Annotated in this window: 13 protein-coding genes and 1 riboswitch; of the genes, 8 read left to right on the plus strand and 5 right to left on the minus strand. The window is 63.2% G+C overall.

Annotated features, from left to right (window positions below):
- Positions 1–6: 6 nt before the first annotated feature.
- Complete coding sequence (locus ACZ5ZH_RS11840) at positions 7–678, plus strand: glutathione S-transferase family protein (RefSeq protein ID WP_196225035.1); 672 nt, start codon at positions 7–9, stop codon at positions 676–678.
- Positions 679–682: 4 nt separating this feature from the next.
- On the opposite strand, the gene ACZ5ZH_RS11845 is transcribed toward ACZ5ZH_RS11840, so the two are convergent.
- Positions 683–1,846: a GGDEF domain-containing protein gene (locus ACZ5ZH_RS11845; RefSeq protein WP_464771633.1), complete on the minus strand. Its 1,164-nt coding sequence runs from the start codon at positions 1,844–1,846 to the stop codon at positions 683–685.
- Between the two features lie 92 nt (positions 1,847–1,938).
- Positions 1,939–2,820: a LysR substrate-binding domain-containing protein gene (locus ACZ5ZH_RS11850; RefSeq protein ID WP_449470721.1), complete on the minus strand. Its 882-nt coding sequence runs from the start codon at positions 2,818–2,820 to the stop codon at positions 1,939–1,941.
- Positions 2,821–3,157: 337 nt separating this feature from the next.
- Here ACZ5ZH_RS11850 and ACZ5ZH_RS11855 point away from each other — a divergent pair, with 337 nt between their 5' ends.
- The 3 genes from ACZ5ZH_RS11855 (at position 3,158) to ACZ5ZH_RS11865 (ending at position 7,701) form a co-directional block, all read left to right on the plus strand.
- On the plus strand, positions 3,158–5,452 hold the full coding sequence (locus ACZ5ZH_RS11855; RefSeq protein WP_464771634.1) for a CDC48 family AAA ATPase: 2,295 nt from the start codon (positions 3,158–3,160) through the stop codon (positions 5,450–5,452).
- A 151-nt stretch (positions 5,453–5,603) separates the two neighbouring features.
- Complete coding sequence (locus ACZ5ZH_RS11860) at positions 5,604–6,230, plus strand: class I SAM-dependent methyltransferase (RefSeq protein WP_464771635.1); 627 nt, start codon at positions 5,604–5,606, stop codon at positions 6,228–6,230.
- A 205-nt stretch (positions 6,231–6,435) separates the two neighbouring features.
- Entirely contained in the window at positions 6,436–7,701 is a 1,266-nt protein-coding gene (locus tag ACZ5ZH_RS11865; protein ID WP_449470726.1) for a glutamate-5-semialdehyde dehydrogenase, read from the plus strand.
- 134 nt (positions 7,702–7,835) lie between these two features.
- Here ACZ5ZH_RS11865 and kdsA read toward each other — a convergent pair whose 3' ends face one another.
- Both kdsA and ACZ5ZH_RS11875 read right to left on the minus strand, forming a co-directional pair.
- Positions 7,836–8,663 carry a 3-deoxy-8-phosphooctulonate synthase gene (gene kdsA / locus ACZ5ZH_RS11870; protein ID WP_464771636.1) on the minus strand — a complete coding sequence of 276 codons (828 nt, stop codon included), beginning with the start codon at positions 8,661–8,663 and terminating at the stop codon, positions 7,836–7,838.
- A 5-nt stretch (positions 8,664–8,668) separates the two neighbouring features.
- Positions 8,669–8,962, minus strand: a complete 294-nt coding sequence (locus ACZ5ZH_RS11875) for a hypothetical protein (protein WP_464771637.1) — start codon at positions 8,960–8,962, stop codon at positions 8,669–8,671.
- 21 nt (positions 8,963–8,983) lie between these two features.
- Here ACZ5ZH_RS11875 and ACZ5ZH_RS11880 point away from each other — a divergent pair, with 21 nt between their 5' ends.
- Both ACZ5ZH_RS11880 and ACZ5ZH_RS11885 read left to right on the plus strand, forming a co-directional pair.
- Complete coding sequence (locus tag ACZ5ZH_RS11880) at positions 8,984–10,111, plus strand: tudor domain-containing protein (RefSeq protein WP_464771638.1); 1,128 nt, start codon at positions 8,984–8,986, stop codon at positions 10,109–10,111.
- A complete protein-coding gene (locus ACZ5ZH_RS11885; RefSeq protein WP_464771639.1) occupies positions 10,108–11,472 on the plus strand; it encodes a cytochrome P450 in 1,365 nt (454 codons plus the stop codon). The genes ACZ5ZH_RS11880 and ACZ5ZH_RS11885 overlap by 4 nt, the downstream gene beginning before the upstream one ends.
- A gap of 140 nt (positions 11,473–11,612) precedes the next feature.
- Here the strand turns inward: ACZ5ZH_RS11885 and ACZ5ZH_RS11890 are convergent, their stop codons facing one another.
- Positions 11,613–11,909 (minus strand): hypothetical protein, encoded by a 297-nt coding sequence (locus tag ACZ5ZH_RS11890; RefSeq protein WP_196225045.1) that lies wholly within the window; start codon positions 11,907–11,909, stop codon positions 11,613–11,615.
- A gap of 79 nt (positions 11,910–11,988) precedes the next feature.
- Positions 11,989–12,099, plus strand: a riboswitch (TPP riboswitch).
- Between the two features lie 55 nt (positions 12,100–12,154).
- Between ACZ5ZH_RS11890 and ACZ5ZH_RS11895 the strand changes: the two genes are divergently transcribed.
- The gene (locus ACZ5ZH_RS11895) at positions 12,155–12,562 is read left to right on the plus strand and encodes a DUF2065 family protein (RefSeq protein WP_464771640.1); all 408 of its coding nucleotides are present in this window, start codon (positions 12,155–12,157) and stop codon (positions 12,560–12,562) included.
- A 14-nt stretch (positions 12,563–12,576) separates the two neighbouring features.
- The gene (gene thiC / locus ACZ5ZH_RS11900; protein WP_460987150.1) at positions 12,577–14,424 is read left to right on the plus strand and encodes a phosphomethylpyrimidine synthase ThiC; all 1,848 of its coding nucleotides are present in this window, start codon (positions 12,577–12,579) and stop codon (positions 14,422–14,424) included.
- The last annotated feature ends 64 nt before the right edge of the window (positions 14,425–14,488 follow it).

A 14,488-nucleotide genomic window follows, 5' to 3' on the forward strand; every position in this document is an offset into this window, starting at 1 on the left:
GATGCCATGTGGCAGCTCTTCCAATTCCCGCTTTGTCCCTTCTCCCGCAAGGTGCGCCTGCTGCTTGGCGAAAAGGGGATCGGCTATGATCTGGTACGCGAATCGCCCTGGGAAGCGCGCGACGAGTTTCTGGATCTCAACCCCGCCGGGACGACGCCCGTCATGGTTGATCAGGAAAAGGGATCGACGCTGATCGACAGCCAGGCGATCTGCGAATATTTCGAGGAGACGGTCGAGAAATTCCCGCTGATCTCCGGCACGGCTGCGGGCCGGGCGGAGGTGCGGCGGCTCGTCGCCTTTTTCGACCAGAATTTCTACGGCGACGTCGTCGGCCCGCTGCTGCATGAGCGGATGAAGAAACGGCTGATCGAACGCGCGCCACCCGATGCGCGGGTGCTGCGCGAGGCGATGAAGCGCGCCAATGTCCATATGGATTATATGGATTATCTGCTCGATCACCGCAGCTGGATGGCGGGTGGCACGATGAGCCTTGCCGACATCGCGGCGGCCGCGCACCTTTCAGTCGCGGACTATCTGGGCGGCATAGACTGGGCTGGACATGAGACGGTGAAGCGCTGGTATGCAGGCTTCAAGTCGCGCCCGTCCTTCCGGCCCCTGCTGTCGGAGCGGATGGAGGTCATTACCCCGCCGCCCCATTATGAAAAGCCGGATTTTTAGGGAGTCATTCGCCCTCAACCGCGAGATAGACGCGGTTCCGGCCATGCTCCTTGGCCAGATACAACGCCCGGTCGGCCGCCTTCAGCGCCGCGCGCGGGTCGTCATGGGTCAGCACATTGGCAACGCCCGCCGAAAAGCTGACCCGTTCCATGCGTTCGCCATTGGTGCGGTTGACCAGGCTGCGCGTGGCGAGGTCCCGCCGGACATCGTCCACCGCCTCGCACGCCTCCGCCGCCGTCTTGCCGCGAAACAGCATGACGAACTCCTCGCCGCCGTGCCGCGCGACATGGCATTGGTCATTACTTGCCTTGGCCAGCAGCCCCGCGACGAACTTCAGCACGCGGTCGCCCGTGTCATGGCCGTGCGTATCGTTGATCACCTTGAAATGATCGATATCGCAGAAGGCGACGGCCAGCGGCTGGCCTTCCTTCCGGGCCATCGCCACCTCTTCTCGCAATGTGCTTTCAAAAGCGCGCCGGTTGGGCAGGCCCGTCAGATGGTCATGCTCTGCCGCCCGCCGCGCATTGGCGAGGCTGGAGCGCAGCGCATGGTTCTGCTTCTGGTTCTGGCGTAGCTGGCCTTCGACCTGACGGGTCTTTTCGACCATGGACCGCGTAAGGGCTACCAGCCGCGCGAGGACGGGTTCATTTTTCGCGCCAGCGGCAAGGCCCTTCACTTCTTCCTGCAGCGCCGCGCCATAATCCTTCGCGGAATTGCGCGATTCGGTCATCAGGCCGGTAAATTCGGACAGATTCTCCTCGACCTTCGCCAGCATGGTGGACAGCGCCTCGGGCGTCACCTCGTCCCCGCGCTGCTCCGCCACGATTTCTTCGACCCAGCTGTTGCTGATCTTGCCACGCTCCGCCAGCACCGCCTTGATCGCCTTTTCCACGCCGATCTGCGACCCGGTCAAATAATCATGCGCAACGCCGAAATTCAGCGGCGTCAGGTCAAGATCGTGCGCGAACAGGAAATTGCCGATCTCGTCATACAGCTTGCGGCGCCGATTGATCTCGCGATGCGCGGTGCTGCCAGAACGGGCGCGCTGGGGTTCGGCTTCGTCCGTCTCTTCCTCTGCGTCCGGTTTGCCCGACAGGCCGCGAGCCCATCGAGTCAGACGATCGGCCAGGCCGTGCTGCGCGTTTGCGGATGATGATGCCCCAGTCATGCCGGTAATAACGGACCGAACTGACTAAGGTTAAGAGCGCGGGAATCAAAAAAACGCCCAGCCCCCCGATCCACCGACAATATTGGCGTCGATCAGATATCCGCCGCGATCAGCCAGTCACGGAAAATGCGCACCGCGCGAGTCTGCAAGGCGCGGGGCCGACAGACGAAATAATAGCGATAGGGGCTTTCCACCCGCGTTTCGGGGAACAGGCGAACGAGGCGTGCGTCGTCCGCTTCCTTGAAGTGGCTCGCATGCATCACCGCGACGCCCAGGCCCTGCGCCGCCGCCTCCAGCATCAACTGGCCCGAATCATAATTGTCGATCGCGAGCGGTTGCAGGTCCGGCAACCCCACCGCTTCCTTCCACGCCTCGAACGAAAGGTTCATGTCGCGATGAAGCAGGATGGTGTGCTCCGCCAGGTCCGCGGGAGTCGCGATCTTCTGCGGCGATTCGAGCAGCGCCTTGCGGCCGATCAGATAAACTTCGTCATGGTCCAGCTCATGGGCATAGAGCGCCGGATCGATATCCTTCGCAAGCACGATCGCGGCGTCCAGCCCTTCGCCCAGCCGCGCGACCGCATGCGGCGTCGTTTCGATGTCGATGTGCAATTGCGGATGCTTCTGCCGCAACGCGCCCAGATGGGGGAACAGCCGCTGCGTCGCGAACAGCGGCATCACCGCGAGGCGCAGGCGAAGCTGGTTGCCGCCGCTCTGAATATTCTCCAGCGCCTGGCTCAGCGAATCCAGCGCGGGCGCGATGTCGTCGAGCAGCTTCTGGCCATCGGCATTGATTTCCAGCGCCTGATGCTTGCGGTCGAACAGCGGGCGGCCGATGAATCGTTCCAGCGCCTGAACGCGGCGACTGAGCGCGGGCGTGGACAGTGCCAGTTCTTCAGCCGCAGCCTTGACCGAGCCAAGACGGGCTACCTGAACAAAGGCCTCTAGGGCGGTAAGGGGCGGCAGTCTGCGCATAATCGATCTGTAGCTAAGCCATAACTCTGTTGCGACGCGTCATCGGTACGCTTCGAAGGTTGAGCGGCCTATCCCAAGTCATCCTCTTTTCACCAGCATGAAAAAGCGTCAACCGGTAAGATGCAAATTTTGCAACTGTCTCGTTCTTTTCGCAATTGCAAAATATCATGCTGCACCGCACATAGGAAAGGCCTTTCAGGCATCCTCTCCTAAAACTTTTCGGGCTGGCCTTCGGGTCGGCCCTTTTTTTTGTCGCGGTCCGTCATGATCGATGGCCCCTTTCCTTGGCGACTGGCGTTTCCTATCTCGTTACGCAGTGACAAGAATGGGGATGGCAATGGCCGAACAGGAAAGCGCGGAACGCCGAATTCAGGTAGCAAATGCGCGACCCGAAGACGCAGGACGCGGGCTTGCGCGCATTCCGCTGGCGGTGATGGCGGAACTTCATCTGTCCGAGGGCGACGTGATCGAGATCGCGGGGAAGCGGTCGACGCCTGCCCGCGTGGTCCGCCCTTACAAGGAAGATGAGGGGCTCGATGTCCTTCGTCTCGACGGGTTGCAGCGCGCTAATGCCGGGGTCGGATCGGGCGATTTCGTGCATGTAACCAAGATCGAGCCGCGCGCCGCGCAGCGGGTTGTGTTCGCGCCTGCACAAAATAATCTCCGGCTTCAGGGCAATCCAGAAGCGTTGAAGCGTGTTTTCTTCCAGCGTCCGCTCGCGGCTGGCGACATCGTTGCAACGGCAGGCCAACAGCAGGTCCCGCCGAACGACATGCCCCCGCAGCTACGCCAGATGCTCGCCGCGCCCGCCTATGCGCTTCAGGAAATCAGGCTGGTGGTGGTGTCCACGACGCCCAAGGGGTACGTGCAGATCGACGTCGATACCGAGATCGACCTGCGCGCCGAATATGAGGAGCCCAAGGAGTCCCGGCGCGCCGATGTCACCTATGACGATGTTGGCGGCATGGCTGAAGCGATCGACCAACTGCGCGAAATGGTGGAGCTGCCGCTCCGCTACCCTGAATTGTTCGAACGGCTGGGCGTCGACCCGCCCAAGGGCGTGCTGCTCCATGGCCCGCCGGGAACGGGCAAGACGCGCCTCGCCCGCGCCGTCGCCAATGAATCGGAGGCTGAGTTCTTCCTGATTAACGGGCCGGAGATCATGGGATCGGCCTATGGCGAATCGGAAAAGCAGCTGCGCGAAATATTCGAGGCAGCGGCCAAGTCCTCCCCCTCGATCCTGTTCATAGACGAGATCGATTCGATCGCGCCCAAGCGCGGCAGCGTGACCGGCGAAACCGAAAAGCGGCTGGTGGCCCAGCTACTGACCCTAATGGACGGGCTGGAGCCGCGTACCAATCTGGTCGTCATCGCCGCAACCAACCGGCCAGAGGCGATCGACGAGGCGTTGCGCCGCCCCGGCCGCTTCGACCGCGAGATCATCGTCGGCGTTCCCGATGAGCGTGGGCGTCGTGAGATCATGGGCATCCATACCCGCGGCATGCCGCTGGCCGAAGGCGTCGATCTCGGTGAACTCGCGCGGATGACCTATGGCTTTGTTGGCGCGGATCTGGCGGCGCTCACGCGGGAGGCGGCGATCGAGACGGTGCGCCGTTTCATGCCGCGCCTCAATCTGGAGGAAGGGATCATCCCGCCCGACGTGCTGGAGGAGCTATCCGTCACGCGCGAAGACTTCATGGCGGCGATCAAGCGCGTCCAGCCATCGGCCATGCGCGAGGTGATGGTGCAGGCGCCCAATATCGGCTGGTCCGACATTGGCGGTCTGGACGAAGCGCAGATGCGCTTGAAGGAAGGGGTGGAGCTGCCGCTGAAAGACCCCGACGCCTTCCGGCGGATCGGCATCCGTCCGGCCAAGGGCTTCCTGCTCTACGGCCCTCCGGGCACGGGCAAGACGCTGCTGGCCAAGGCGGTCGCACGAGAGGCTCAGGCGAACTTCATCGCGACCAAGTCCAGCGACCTGCTGTCTAAATGGTATGGCGAAAGCGAACAGCAGATTGCCCGCCTGTTCGCCCGCGCGAGGCAGGTGGCGCCCACGGTCATCTTCATCGATGAGCTGGACAGCCTCGTCCCCGCCCGTGGCGGCGGCCTTGGCGAACCGGCGGTGACGGAGCGGGTGGTGAACACCATCCTCTCCGAGATGGATGGGCTGGAAGAACTGCAATCGGTCGTCGTCATCGGCGCGACCAACCGGCCGACGCTGATCGACCCGGCGCTGCTGCGGCCGGGCCGTTTCGACGAGCTCATCTATGTTCCCGTGCCCGACAAGGCAGGGCGCAGGCGCATCCTGACGATCCATACCGGCAAGATGCCGCTGGGTGAGGATGTCGACCTTGACGATCTGGCGGAGCGGACGGAGCGGTTCACCGGCGCCGACCTGGAAGATCTGGTCCGCCGCGCCGGTCTGATCGCGCTGCGCCAATCCCTGTCGGTGGAGCGGGTCGAGCAAGCGCATTTCAAAGAGGCGCTTGAGGAAACCCGCGCGTCGGTGACGCCGGAAATGGAGCATGAATATGAAAAGATTCAATCCCAGCTGAAGCAGAGCGCTATGCGGGTAGACCCCATCGGCTTTGTGGCGCCGGGGATGCTCCGATCCCGCGAATCGCAGTCTTAACAAGGGCTAGCGGATTGCGGATTGAACCCATCCGCAGTCCGCGCGTTCGCTTACCCATGGCCGGGCAATATGCCCGCCAGCATGCAAAGCGGCTTGCCAGGCTTGCCGATATTTGCAAGGCCCAGACGTGAAGGCAAACAGGCGAGTATTGATGGCCTCCATTCCGTTGAAGAAAAAAGCAGATCCGGCGTCATTCCTGGGTCAGTGGAGCATGTTTTTCCGCCAGTTCGTGAAGCATCCCGGGATGATCGGTTCCGTGATCCCCTCTTCGGCTGCACTGGTGAACAGCATGCTGGACCGGGTGGATTGGCAGCATACGCGCCTGTTCGTGGAATATGGGCCGGGCGTCGGCACCTTCACCCGCCCGATATTGGAGCGCATGCACCCGGACGCGAAACTGGTGGCGATTGATCTTAACCTTGACTTCGTCGCATGGCTCGAAGCGCAGATCGACGATCCCCGCCTGCGGGTCGTACATGGGTCGGCGGCGGATGTGCGCCGCTTCATTGTTGAGGCCGGACACCGGCAGGCTGATTATATCCTCTCGGGGATCCCCTTCTCCACCCTGCCGGATGGCGTCGGCGAACTCATCTGCGCGGAAACGCAGCGGGCGTTGCGACCCGGCGGCGAGTTTCTGGTCTATCAATATTCTGCCTTCGTACGTCGGCTGCTCACCGGGCAGTTCAACCAGATCGCCGAGCGGGTCGAATGGCGCAACATTCCGCCCTGCCGCACCTTCCGCGCGCTGAAGGCGGAAAGTCTGGCGCAGGCTGCCTGAAATATCATCCCACCCCGTTCGCCCTAAGCTTGTCGAAGGGCCTTTCTTCTCTTCAAATTAGGTGGAGGGCTTCCACAAGCTCCGTCCGGGATATTGGTTGGATCGCGAGATAAACTCCGTAATGCTATAGTAGAGCCAAAGCCCACCGGCGCCTTTCGCCCCGTCACGCTTTCATGCTAAGGGCGCGGGCGAAAGGCTCGACCAGATGAATGACCTGACCCAGACTCCCGAAATGCTGATTGCCGCGATGGGTGCGCGCGCCCGTGCCGCTGCCGCGACGCTGGCCAGCGCAAGCGACGCGCAGAAGATCGACGCCCTGCGCCGTGCCGCTCAGGCGCTTCGGGATCAGGCGCCGCAAATCCTTGCCGCGAACGCGCGCGACGTGGAAAACGCCGCCGCCAATGGTCTCTCGCCAGCCATGCTCGACCGTCTGCGTCTCGATGAAGCCCGCGTGGCGGCAACGGCCGCTGGCGTCGATCAGGTCGCGAGCCTCGACAATCCGCTCGGCAGTGTCATCGACAAGCAGGTCCGGCCCAACGGCATGGAACTGTCCCGCGTCCGCGTGCCCTTGGGCGTGATCGGCATCATCTATGAAAGCCGCCCCAATGTGACCGCCGACGCCGCCGCGCTGTGCCTGCGCGCGGGCAACGCGGTCATTCTGCGTGGTGGCAGCGAGGCGAAGGAAAGCAACCGCGCCATCCATGCCGCCATGGCGGAGGGCATTGCGGCTGCGGGCCTCCCTGCCGACGCAGTGCAGTTGGTGCCGACGACGGATCGCGCCGCCGTGGGCGCATTGCTCAAGGCGTCTGACTTCATCGACCTGATCGTCCCGCGCGGGGGCAAGAGTCTGGTTGCGCGCGTGCAGGAGGAAGCGCGCGTGCCCGTGCTCGCGCATCTCGACGGCATCAACCACAGCTATGTCGATGGCGCGGCCGATCCGGACATGGCGGCCAAGCTGATCGTCAACGCCAAGATGCGCCGGACGGGCATCTGCGGCGCGACCGAAACGGTGCTGATCGACAAGGCATTCAGCGCAGCACCCACCATCGTGAAGGCCCTGCTCGACGCTAAGTGCGAAGTGCGCGGCGACGCGGCGGTGCAGGCGATGGACGCGCGCGTGATTGCTGCGTCGGACGAGGATTGGGATACCGAATATCTCGACGCCATCGTTTCCGTGCGGCTGGTCGATGGGCTGGACGAAGCGCTCGCTCATATTGCCGCTCACGCCAGCCATCACACGGACGCGATCATTACCGAAGACGCGGCGAAAGCCGAGCGCTTCCTCAACGCCGTAGACAGCGCGATCGTCATGTGGAACGCCTCCACTCAATTCGCCGACGGCGGCGAGTTCGGCCTTGGCGCGGAGATCGGCATCTCAACCGGCCGCCTCCACGCGCGCGGCCCGGTAGCGTTGGAAGGTCTAACCACCTACAAATGGCTGGTGCGCGGGACGGGCCAGACGCGGCCTTGATATAGGGGACGACCTTTCACCGTTCGGGCTGAGCCTGTCGAAGCCCTTCACTTATCTCAAAAGAAGTGGAGCCGTTGGCTTCGCCGGCCTTCGGCTCGACAAGCTCAGGGCGAACGGGGATGAGAGAGGCGTACTCAGCCCTTCACCACCTCATCGATAGCCTTCAACTTCCCAAGCAGCGGCCCCATCCACTCCAGCGGCAGCATGACCGGCCCATCCGAAGGCGCATTGTCAGGATCCTCATGCGCCTCGGCAAACACCGCCGCAACGCCCGCCGCAACCGCACTGCGTGCCAGAACGGGCGCGAACTCCCGCTGTCCGCCCGAAGCTGACCCCAACCCGCCCGGCTGCTGCACGGAATGGGTCGCGTCGAACACCACCGGATAGCCGGTCTCACCCATCACCGGCAGCGACCGCATATCGCTGACCAATGTATTGTAGCCAAAGCTCGCGCCGCGCTCGGTCAGCAATATCCGCTCATTGCCGGTGGAAGCGACCTTCTGCGCCACCGCCGCCATGTCCCAGGGAGCAAGGAACTGCCCCTTCTTCACATTCACCACAGCCCCAGTCCGCCCGGCCGCCAGCAACAAGTCCGTCTGACGACACAGGAATGCCGGGATTTGCAAAATGTCCACCGCCTGCGCCGCCGCCTCCACCTGACCGGCCTCATGCACATCAGTCAGCACGGGACAGCCCAACTGTGCCTTCACCTCAGCCAAGATCGCCAGCCCTGCATCGATCCCCACGCCACGCTGGCCCGACACCGAAGTCCGGTTCGCCTTGTCGAAGGAGGATTTGAAGATGAACGGCACGCCTGCCTTTCCCGCCATCTCCGCCAGCTTTTCCGCCATCATCATCGCATGATCGCGGCTCTCAATCTGGCAGGGGCCGGAAATCAGGACGAAGGGCAGGTCATTGCCGATCGTCACCGGCCCGATCGAAACATGGCGTTGCTGTGTCATGCCGCTCACTTCGGCGCTTTCGCAAAACGGCGCAAGAGCTGTCCCCGCCACAGCCCCTTGCCCGGATGATAGTTCCAGCAAAACCAGCCGAACGCCAGGCAGGCGAGCAGCGCAGGCAGCGCCATCGGATCGCCGTTGCTCCGCATATGCCGGTAAAAGGCTAAATCCGCCCGCCAACGGTCCCGCTCGCTGCCGCCGCCATTGATGCCATAGGCATTGTCATGTTTCCGGCAGCCGATGTTTCGGTTGTATTTGCGGTGATCTATGAAATAGCAGTAATCGCGTTCGGGTGTCGTCATGGCCCGATGTGGAACAGGGCCGTGCAGAAGTTCAAGCGTAAAGTCTTCTACCTTGGCGGTTTCGATCCGCGCGGGGTGCGTTTTTATCACCAACTCTATCGGGAGCAGGCGGAGCGCTATGCGCGCTTCTCGGGCGAGCAGGTGGAGGTGAGCGCGCGCCGGTCAGGCCCGGCCTCGTCCGCGATCTGGACCGTCACCAACCACAGCGCCGGGGTCGAAACCGACTATGAATTCCTCCGCTGGGAGGATTTGGTCGGCAAGGTTTGGATCCGCAACCCGCTGCTCCTCGCCTGGAGATCGATCGCCACCTACGCCGCCCACGCCCGCCACATGCAGTTCCTGCGGATGCGGAAGCTGCGCCCCGGCCCGGTCATCACCATCCTCTACCCCCCGCTGCTCGCCATCCTGATCCCGCTCGCGCTGGCGCTAATCCCCGCCTTGCTGCTGTCGCTGTTCATGCCCTTCTGGGCGGCAGCGCTGATCGGCATCGGTATCAGCGCGCTACTCTCCGGCCGATTGCTTAACAAACTAATTGTCCCCTGGCTGCTGCGCTTCATGTACTACAACCACAGCGTCGCCGCGCGCGGTCCCGGCGAGGAAATGGACGCTCGCCTCGATCAGTTCGCCGCCCGAATCGCGCAGGAGATGGACGGCCCGTGGGACGAAGTCATCTTCGCCTCCCACAGCAACGGCACCATATACGCCATGAGCGTCCTTCGCCGCATCTTGGAGCTGCGCGAGGGTAGACCGTTGCCGGACAACTTCACCGCCCTGACGCTGGGCCAAGTCGTCCCCGTCATCGCCCTGCGCAAGGACGCGCGCTGGTATCATGCCGACCTCAAGGCGCTGGACGAGGGGCAATTCCGCCTCGTCGATTTCTCCGCGCCCCCCGATGGCGCAGCCTATCACGACGTGCACCCCATTCGCCTCGTATCGGATCGCTGCGCCGCCCGCGTCGATCTACTCTCGCCGCGCTTCCACCTCTTCTACGACCCGGAAAATTATCACAGCGGCTGGTCGAACAAATATGAAGCGCATTTCGATTATCTGCGCGTCGGCGATCGCTTGTCGCCCGTCGATTATGTCAGCCTGACCGCAGGCCGTCGCACCATTGACGAAGCCATCGCCGCATTCAGGGCTATCCCGTGACTGAACCCTTCACGCCTCCCTATCCACAGCCGCCCCGGACCAAGCGCGGCCTGATGAAGCGCTTCCTGCGCGGCTGGCACAGCTGGATTCATGTACTGTTCGAAAAAAGCTACACGATGAAGCTGGGCGAAATCCGCATGCCCGGCCAGATCATGTACATCGCGAACGAACTGCCGCTGGTGGACAAGATACTGCGCGGCGGCACCACCTTCCCCAAGCATCGCGAACTGGTCCGCAACCTGTCGCCCCTGATCGGCAACAGCGTTTTTTCCGCCAATGGCGAGGATTGGGAAAGCCAGCGCGCGATGGTGAACCCGGCCTTCGCCCACACAGCGCTGCACAGGTCCATGCCGTTGATGGTAGCAGCGGCCGACGAACTACTGGCCCGCATCGATGCCGCCGACCGTACCAAGCCCGTCAATATCGACCCGATGATGACCCATGTCGCGGCCGACATCATCTTCCGTACGCTCTTTTCGGAGGCGCTGGACGAGCATCGCTCCAACATCATCCACAACGCCTTCGGCAAGTTCCAGCGCTACGCCCACAGCGCCTCGATGCTACGCCTCTACGGCTTTCCTGCGCGCTGGTTCGAGCAGCGGTCGCTGAAGCCCGCCAAGGCGATCCACGACGTATTCCGCCCGATCGTCGAGGCCCGCTACCAGGGCTTTCATGAGCGCGGCGAGGCCCCGCACAAGGACATTCTCCAGTCGCTGATCGAGGCGAAGCATCCCGAAACCGGCGATCCCTTCACCCTGCAACAGGTGATGGATCAGGTCTCGACCGTCTTCCTCGCGGGCCATGAAACATCGGCCAGCACCATGACCTGGGCGCTCTATATGCTGGCCGAATGCGCCCATATCCAGAATGCCGCGCGCGCCGAAGTCGTGGCGCTGGCGGACCAGGAGGCGCTCACCGCCGCAATGCTCAAGGACATGGGCCATGTCCGCAACATCTTCCGCGAAACGTTGCGCCTCTATCCCCCCGTCGCCTTCTTGCCCAGAGAAGTGCCTTGCCCCATGCCGATGCGCGACAAGAATCTTGAGGAGGGAGCGATGCTGGTCGTCGCGCCTTGGCTCACCCAGCGCAATAAGGATAATTGGGGCTGCCCGCACAGCTTCGATCCCGATCGCTTCGACGACCCCGCCAATGCCGAGATGGTGAAACAGGCCTGGTTCCCCTTCGGCCGCGGCCCCCGCGTCTGTGTGGGCGCAGGCTTTGCCCAGCAAGAGGTGATGACCGTCATCGCCAGCGTCCTGCGCCGCTACCGCCTGTCCGTGCCGGAAGGATTCAAGCCGGAGCCGATCAGCCGCCTGACGATCAGGCCCAGGACGGGCATGAAGTTGATGTTCGAGACCTAATTATTCCCCTCCCGCAGGCGGGAGGGGTTAGGGGTGGGCGCGAGCGAAGCGAGCTTCATCGCCAGCGCCCTAAAGTAAGCAGATGTTGCGCAGGCCCACCCCCGGCCCCTCCCGCTTGCGGGAGGGGAGCAGAAACCGCCTCAACCCCTAACCCGCCCCACCATCACCTGTCCCGCCGCGCGCTCCCGCACATAGCGCCGCTTCAACACAACGCTCGCCACCAGCAGCGGCACGCCGATCATCACGCAAATCGCCCCCAACATCGGCGGCCACAGCCCGAACAGGCTATGCACGTCCAGCGCGGACGGCGTCAGCACCAGCAGGAACCCGGCGGTCAACAGCCACAATCCCCACCGCCTCGGCCGCACAGCCACCATGCGCATTTCATGCCGGTGCGCCTTGCGCCCTTCCTTGGTGGACAGATCATGATGCTTCATCGCCTGCCATAAAAGCGGCAAAGCGCCCCTTATGTCCAGCGCAATGGGCTGGCGTCGCCTGCACATTTCCGCTATCGCCACCCAATCCCCGGGGGACCGCTCACAAGCGGTTGAGAGGCGGCTGATGTGGCTGCGACCCGTTGAACCTGATCCGGATGAGACCGGCGTAGGGAGGGAGGGCTTGTCACAGGCATGTCCGCGTCCTCCTTCCGCCCAGCGAAGAAGAAGAGGAGGACGGAGCTGCCATGGACACCATCTCCATCCTCACCCTGCGCCTGTCCGAAGCCATCGGCCTGTACATGATCGTAGTCGGCATCGGCGGCCTCATGGCGCCGACCCGCTGGTGCGCGATGATGGACGATCTGGAACGCTCGCCCGGCCTCGTCATGACGCTCGGCTTCCCCGTCTTCGCGATAGGCACAGCCCTCGTCCTCATCCACAGCATCTGGACCGATCCACTCGCCGTCATCGTCAGCCTGATCGGCTATGTTGCACTGATAGAGGGCGCCCTGCTGCTCGCCATCCCTGCGCCGCTCATCAGGATCGGCCGCTGGTCCCTCAACTTCACCCGCGCCTGGGCCGCTGTCAGCATCGTCCTGGGCATCCTCCTCTTCCTCGCGGGCCTCACCGGCCGCGCAACCGTCATCGCCTGAAAGGAACCACCACCATGGCCGACATTTCCGCCCGCACCGAAATGCGAGTCACCACCGGCCCCATTCGGGGTAGCCGTAAAATCCATGTCGGCCCGCTCAAGGTCGCCATGCGTGAGATTGACCTGGAACCCGGCAGCGGCGAGCCGCCCGTTCGCGTCTACGATACCTCCGGCCCCTACACCGATCCCAATGCGCGCATCGACATCATGGCGGGCCTGCCCACGCTCCGCCGCGACTGGATCATCGGCCGGGGCGATGTGGAAGAATATGACGCCCGCGCCATCCAGCCCGAGGATAACGGCCTCAAAGGCCCCGACCGCAGCGGCGGCGTCCAGCCTTTCCCCCATGTCGTAAAGCGCCCCCTGCGCGCCAAGCCCGGCATGAACGTCTCCCAGATGCACTATGCCCGTCGCGGCATCATCACGCCGGAGATGGAATATGTCGCCGAGCGCGAGAATCTCGGCCGCGCCCGCCTCGCCGAATATGTTCGCGATGGTCAGGACTGGGGCGCGGAAATCCCCGACTATGTGACCCCTGAGTTCGTCCGCGAGGAAGTTGCGCGCGGCCGCGCCATCATCCCGTCGAACATCAACCACGCGGAAAGCGAGCCGATGGCGATCGGCCGCAACTTCCTGGTGAAGATCAACGCCAATATCGGCAATTCGGCGGTCGCCTCCGACGTGGCGAGCGAAGTCGACAAGCTGGTCTGGTCGATCCGCTGGGGCGCGGACACGGTGATGGACCTGTCGACCGGCCGTAACATCCACGACACCCGCGAATGGATCATGCGTAACTCGCCGGTCCCGATCGGCACCGTGCCCATCTATCAGGCGCTGGAAAAGGTCGGCGGCATTGCCGAGGAACTGACCTGGGAAATCTTCCGCGACACCCTCATCGAACAGGCCGAGCAGGGCGTCGACTATTTCACCATCCATGCGGGCGTGCGCCTGCCTTACATTCCGATGACCGCCAAGCGCGTCACCGGCATCGTCTCGCGCGGCGGGTCGATCATGGCGAAATGGTGCCTCGCGCACCACAAGGAAAGCTTCCTCTACGAGCATTTCGACGAGATCACCGAGATCATGAAGGCGTATGACATCGCCTATTCGCTGGGCGACGGCCTGCGTCCTGGATCGATCGCGGACGCCAATGACGAAGCGCAGTTTGCCGAACTCTACACGTTGGGTGAACTGACCAAGCGCGCCTGGGAACAGGATGTGCAGGTGATGATCGAAGGGCCGGGCCATGTCCCGATGCACAAGATCAAGCAGAATATGGAAAAGCAGCTCGAAGCCTGCGGCGAGGCGCCCTTCTACACATTGGGGCCGCTAACCACCGACATCGCGCCGGGTTACGACCATATCACCAGCGGTATCGGCGCGGCGATGATCGGCTGGTACGGCACGGCGATGCTCTGCTACGTCACGCCCAAGGAGCATCTGGGCCTGCCCGACCGCGATGACGTGAAGGTCGGCGTCGTCACCTACAAGCTCGCCGCCCACGCTGCCGATCTGGCGAAGGGCCATCCCGCCGCCAAGGTCCGCGACGACGCGCTCAGCCGCGCCCGCTTCGAATTCCGCTGGCGCGACCAGTTCAACCTGTCGCTCGATCCTGACACGGCGGAGAAATATCACGACCAGACCCTGCCCGCCGAAGGCGCGAAGACCGCGCACTTCTGCTCCATGTGCGGCCCCAAATTCTGCTCGATGAAGATCACGCAGGAGGTCCGGGACTTCGCAGCGAAGCAGAACCAACCCGCCGACTCATTCATCGCGGCCGAAGACGCGGAAAAAGGCATGGCCGAAATGAGCGAGACGTTCAAAAACAAGGGGGGTGAGATTTACCTGCCAGCTTCGGAATAATCCAACCAAGCTCCTGAAATATCATAGGCTGTAGAGGGCGGGGGGGGTTATACCTTCTGATATA

It is taken from the genome of Sphingobium sp. TomMM7A (assembly GCF_055397305.1).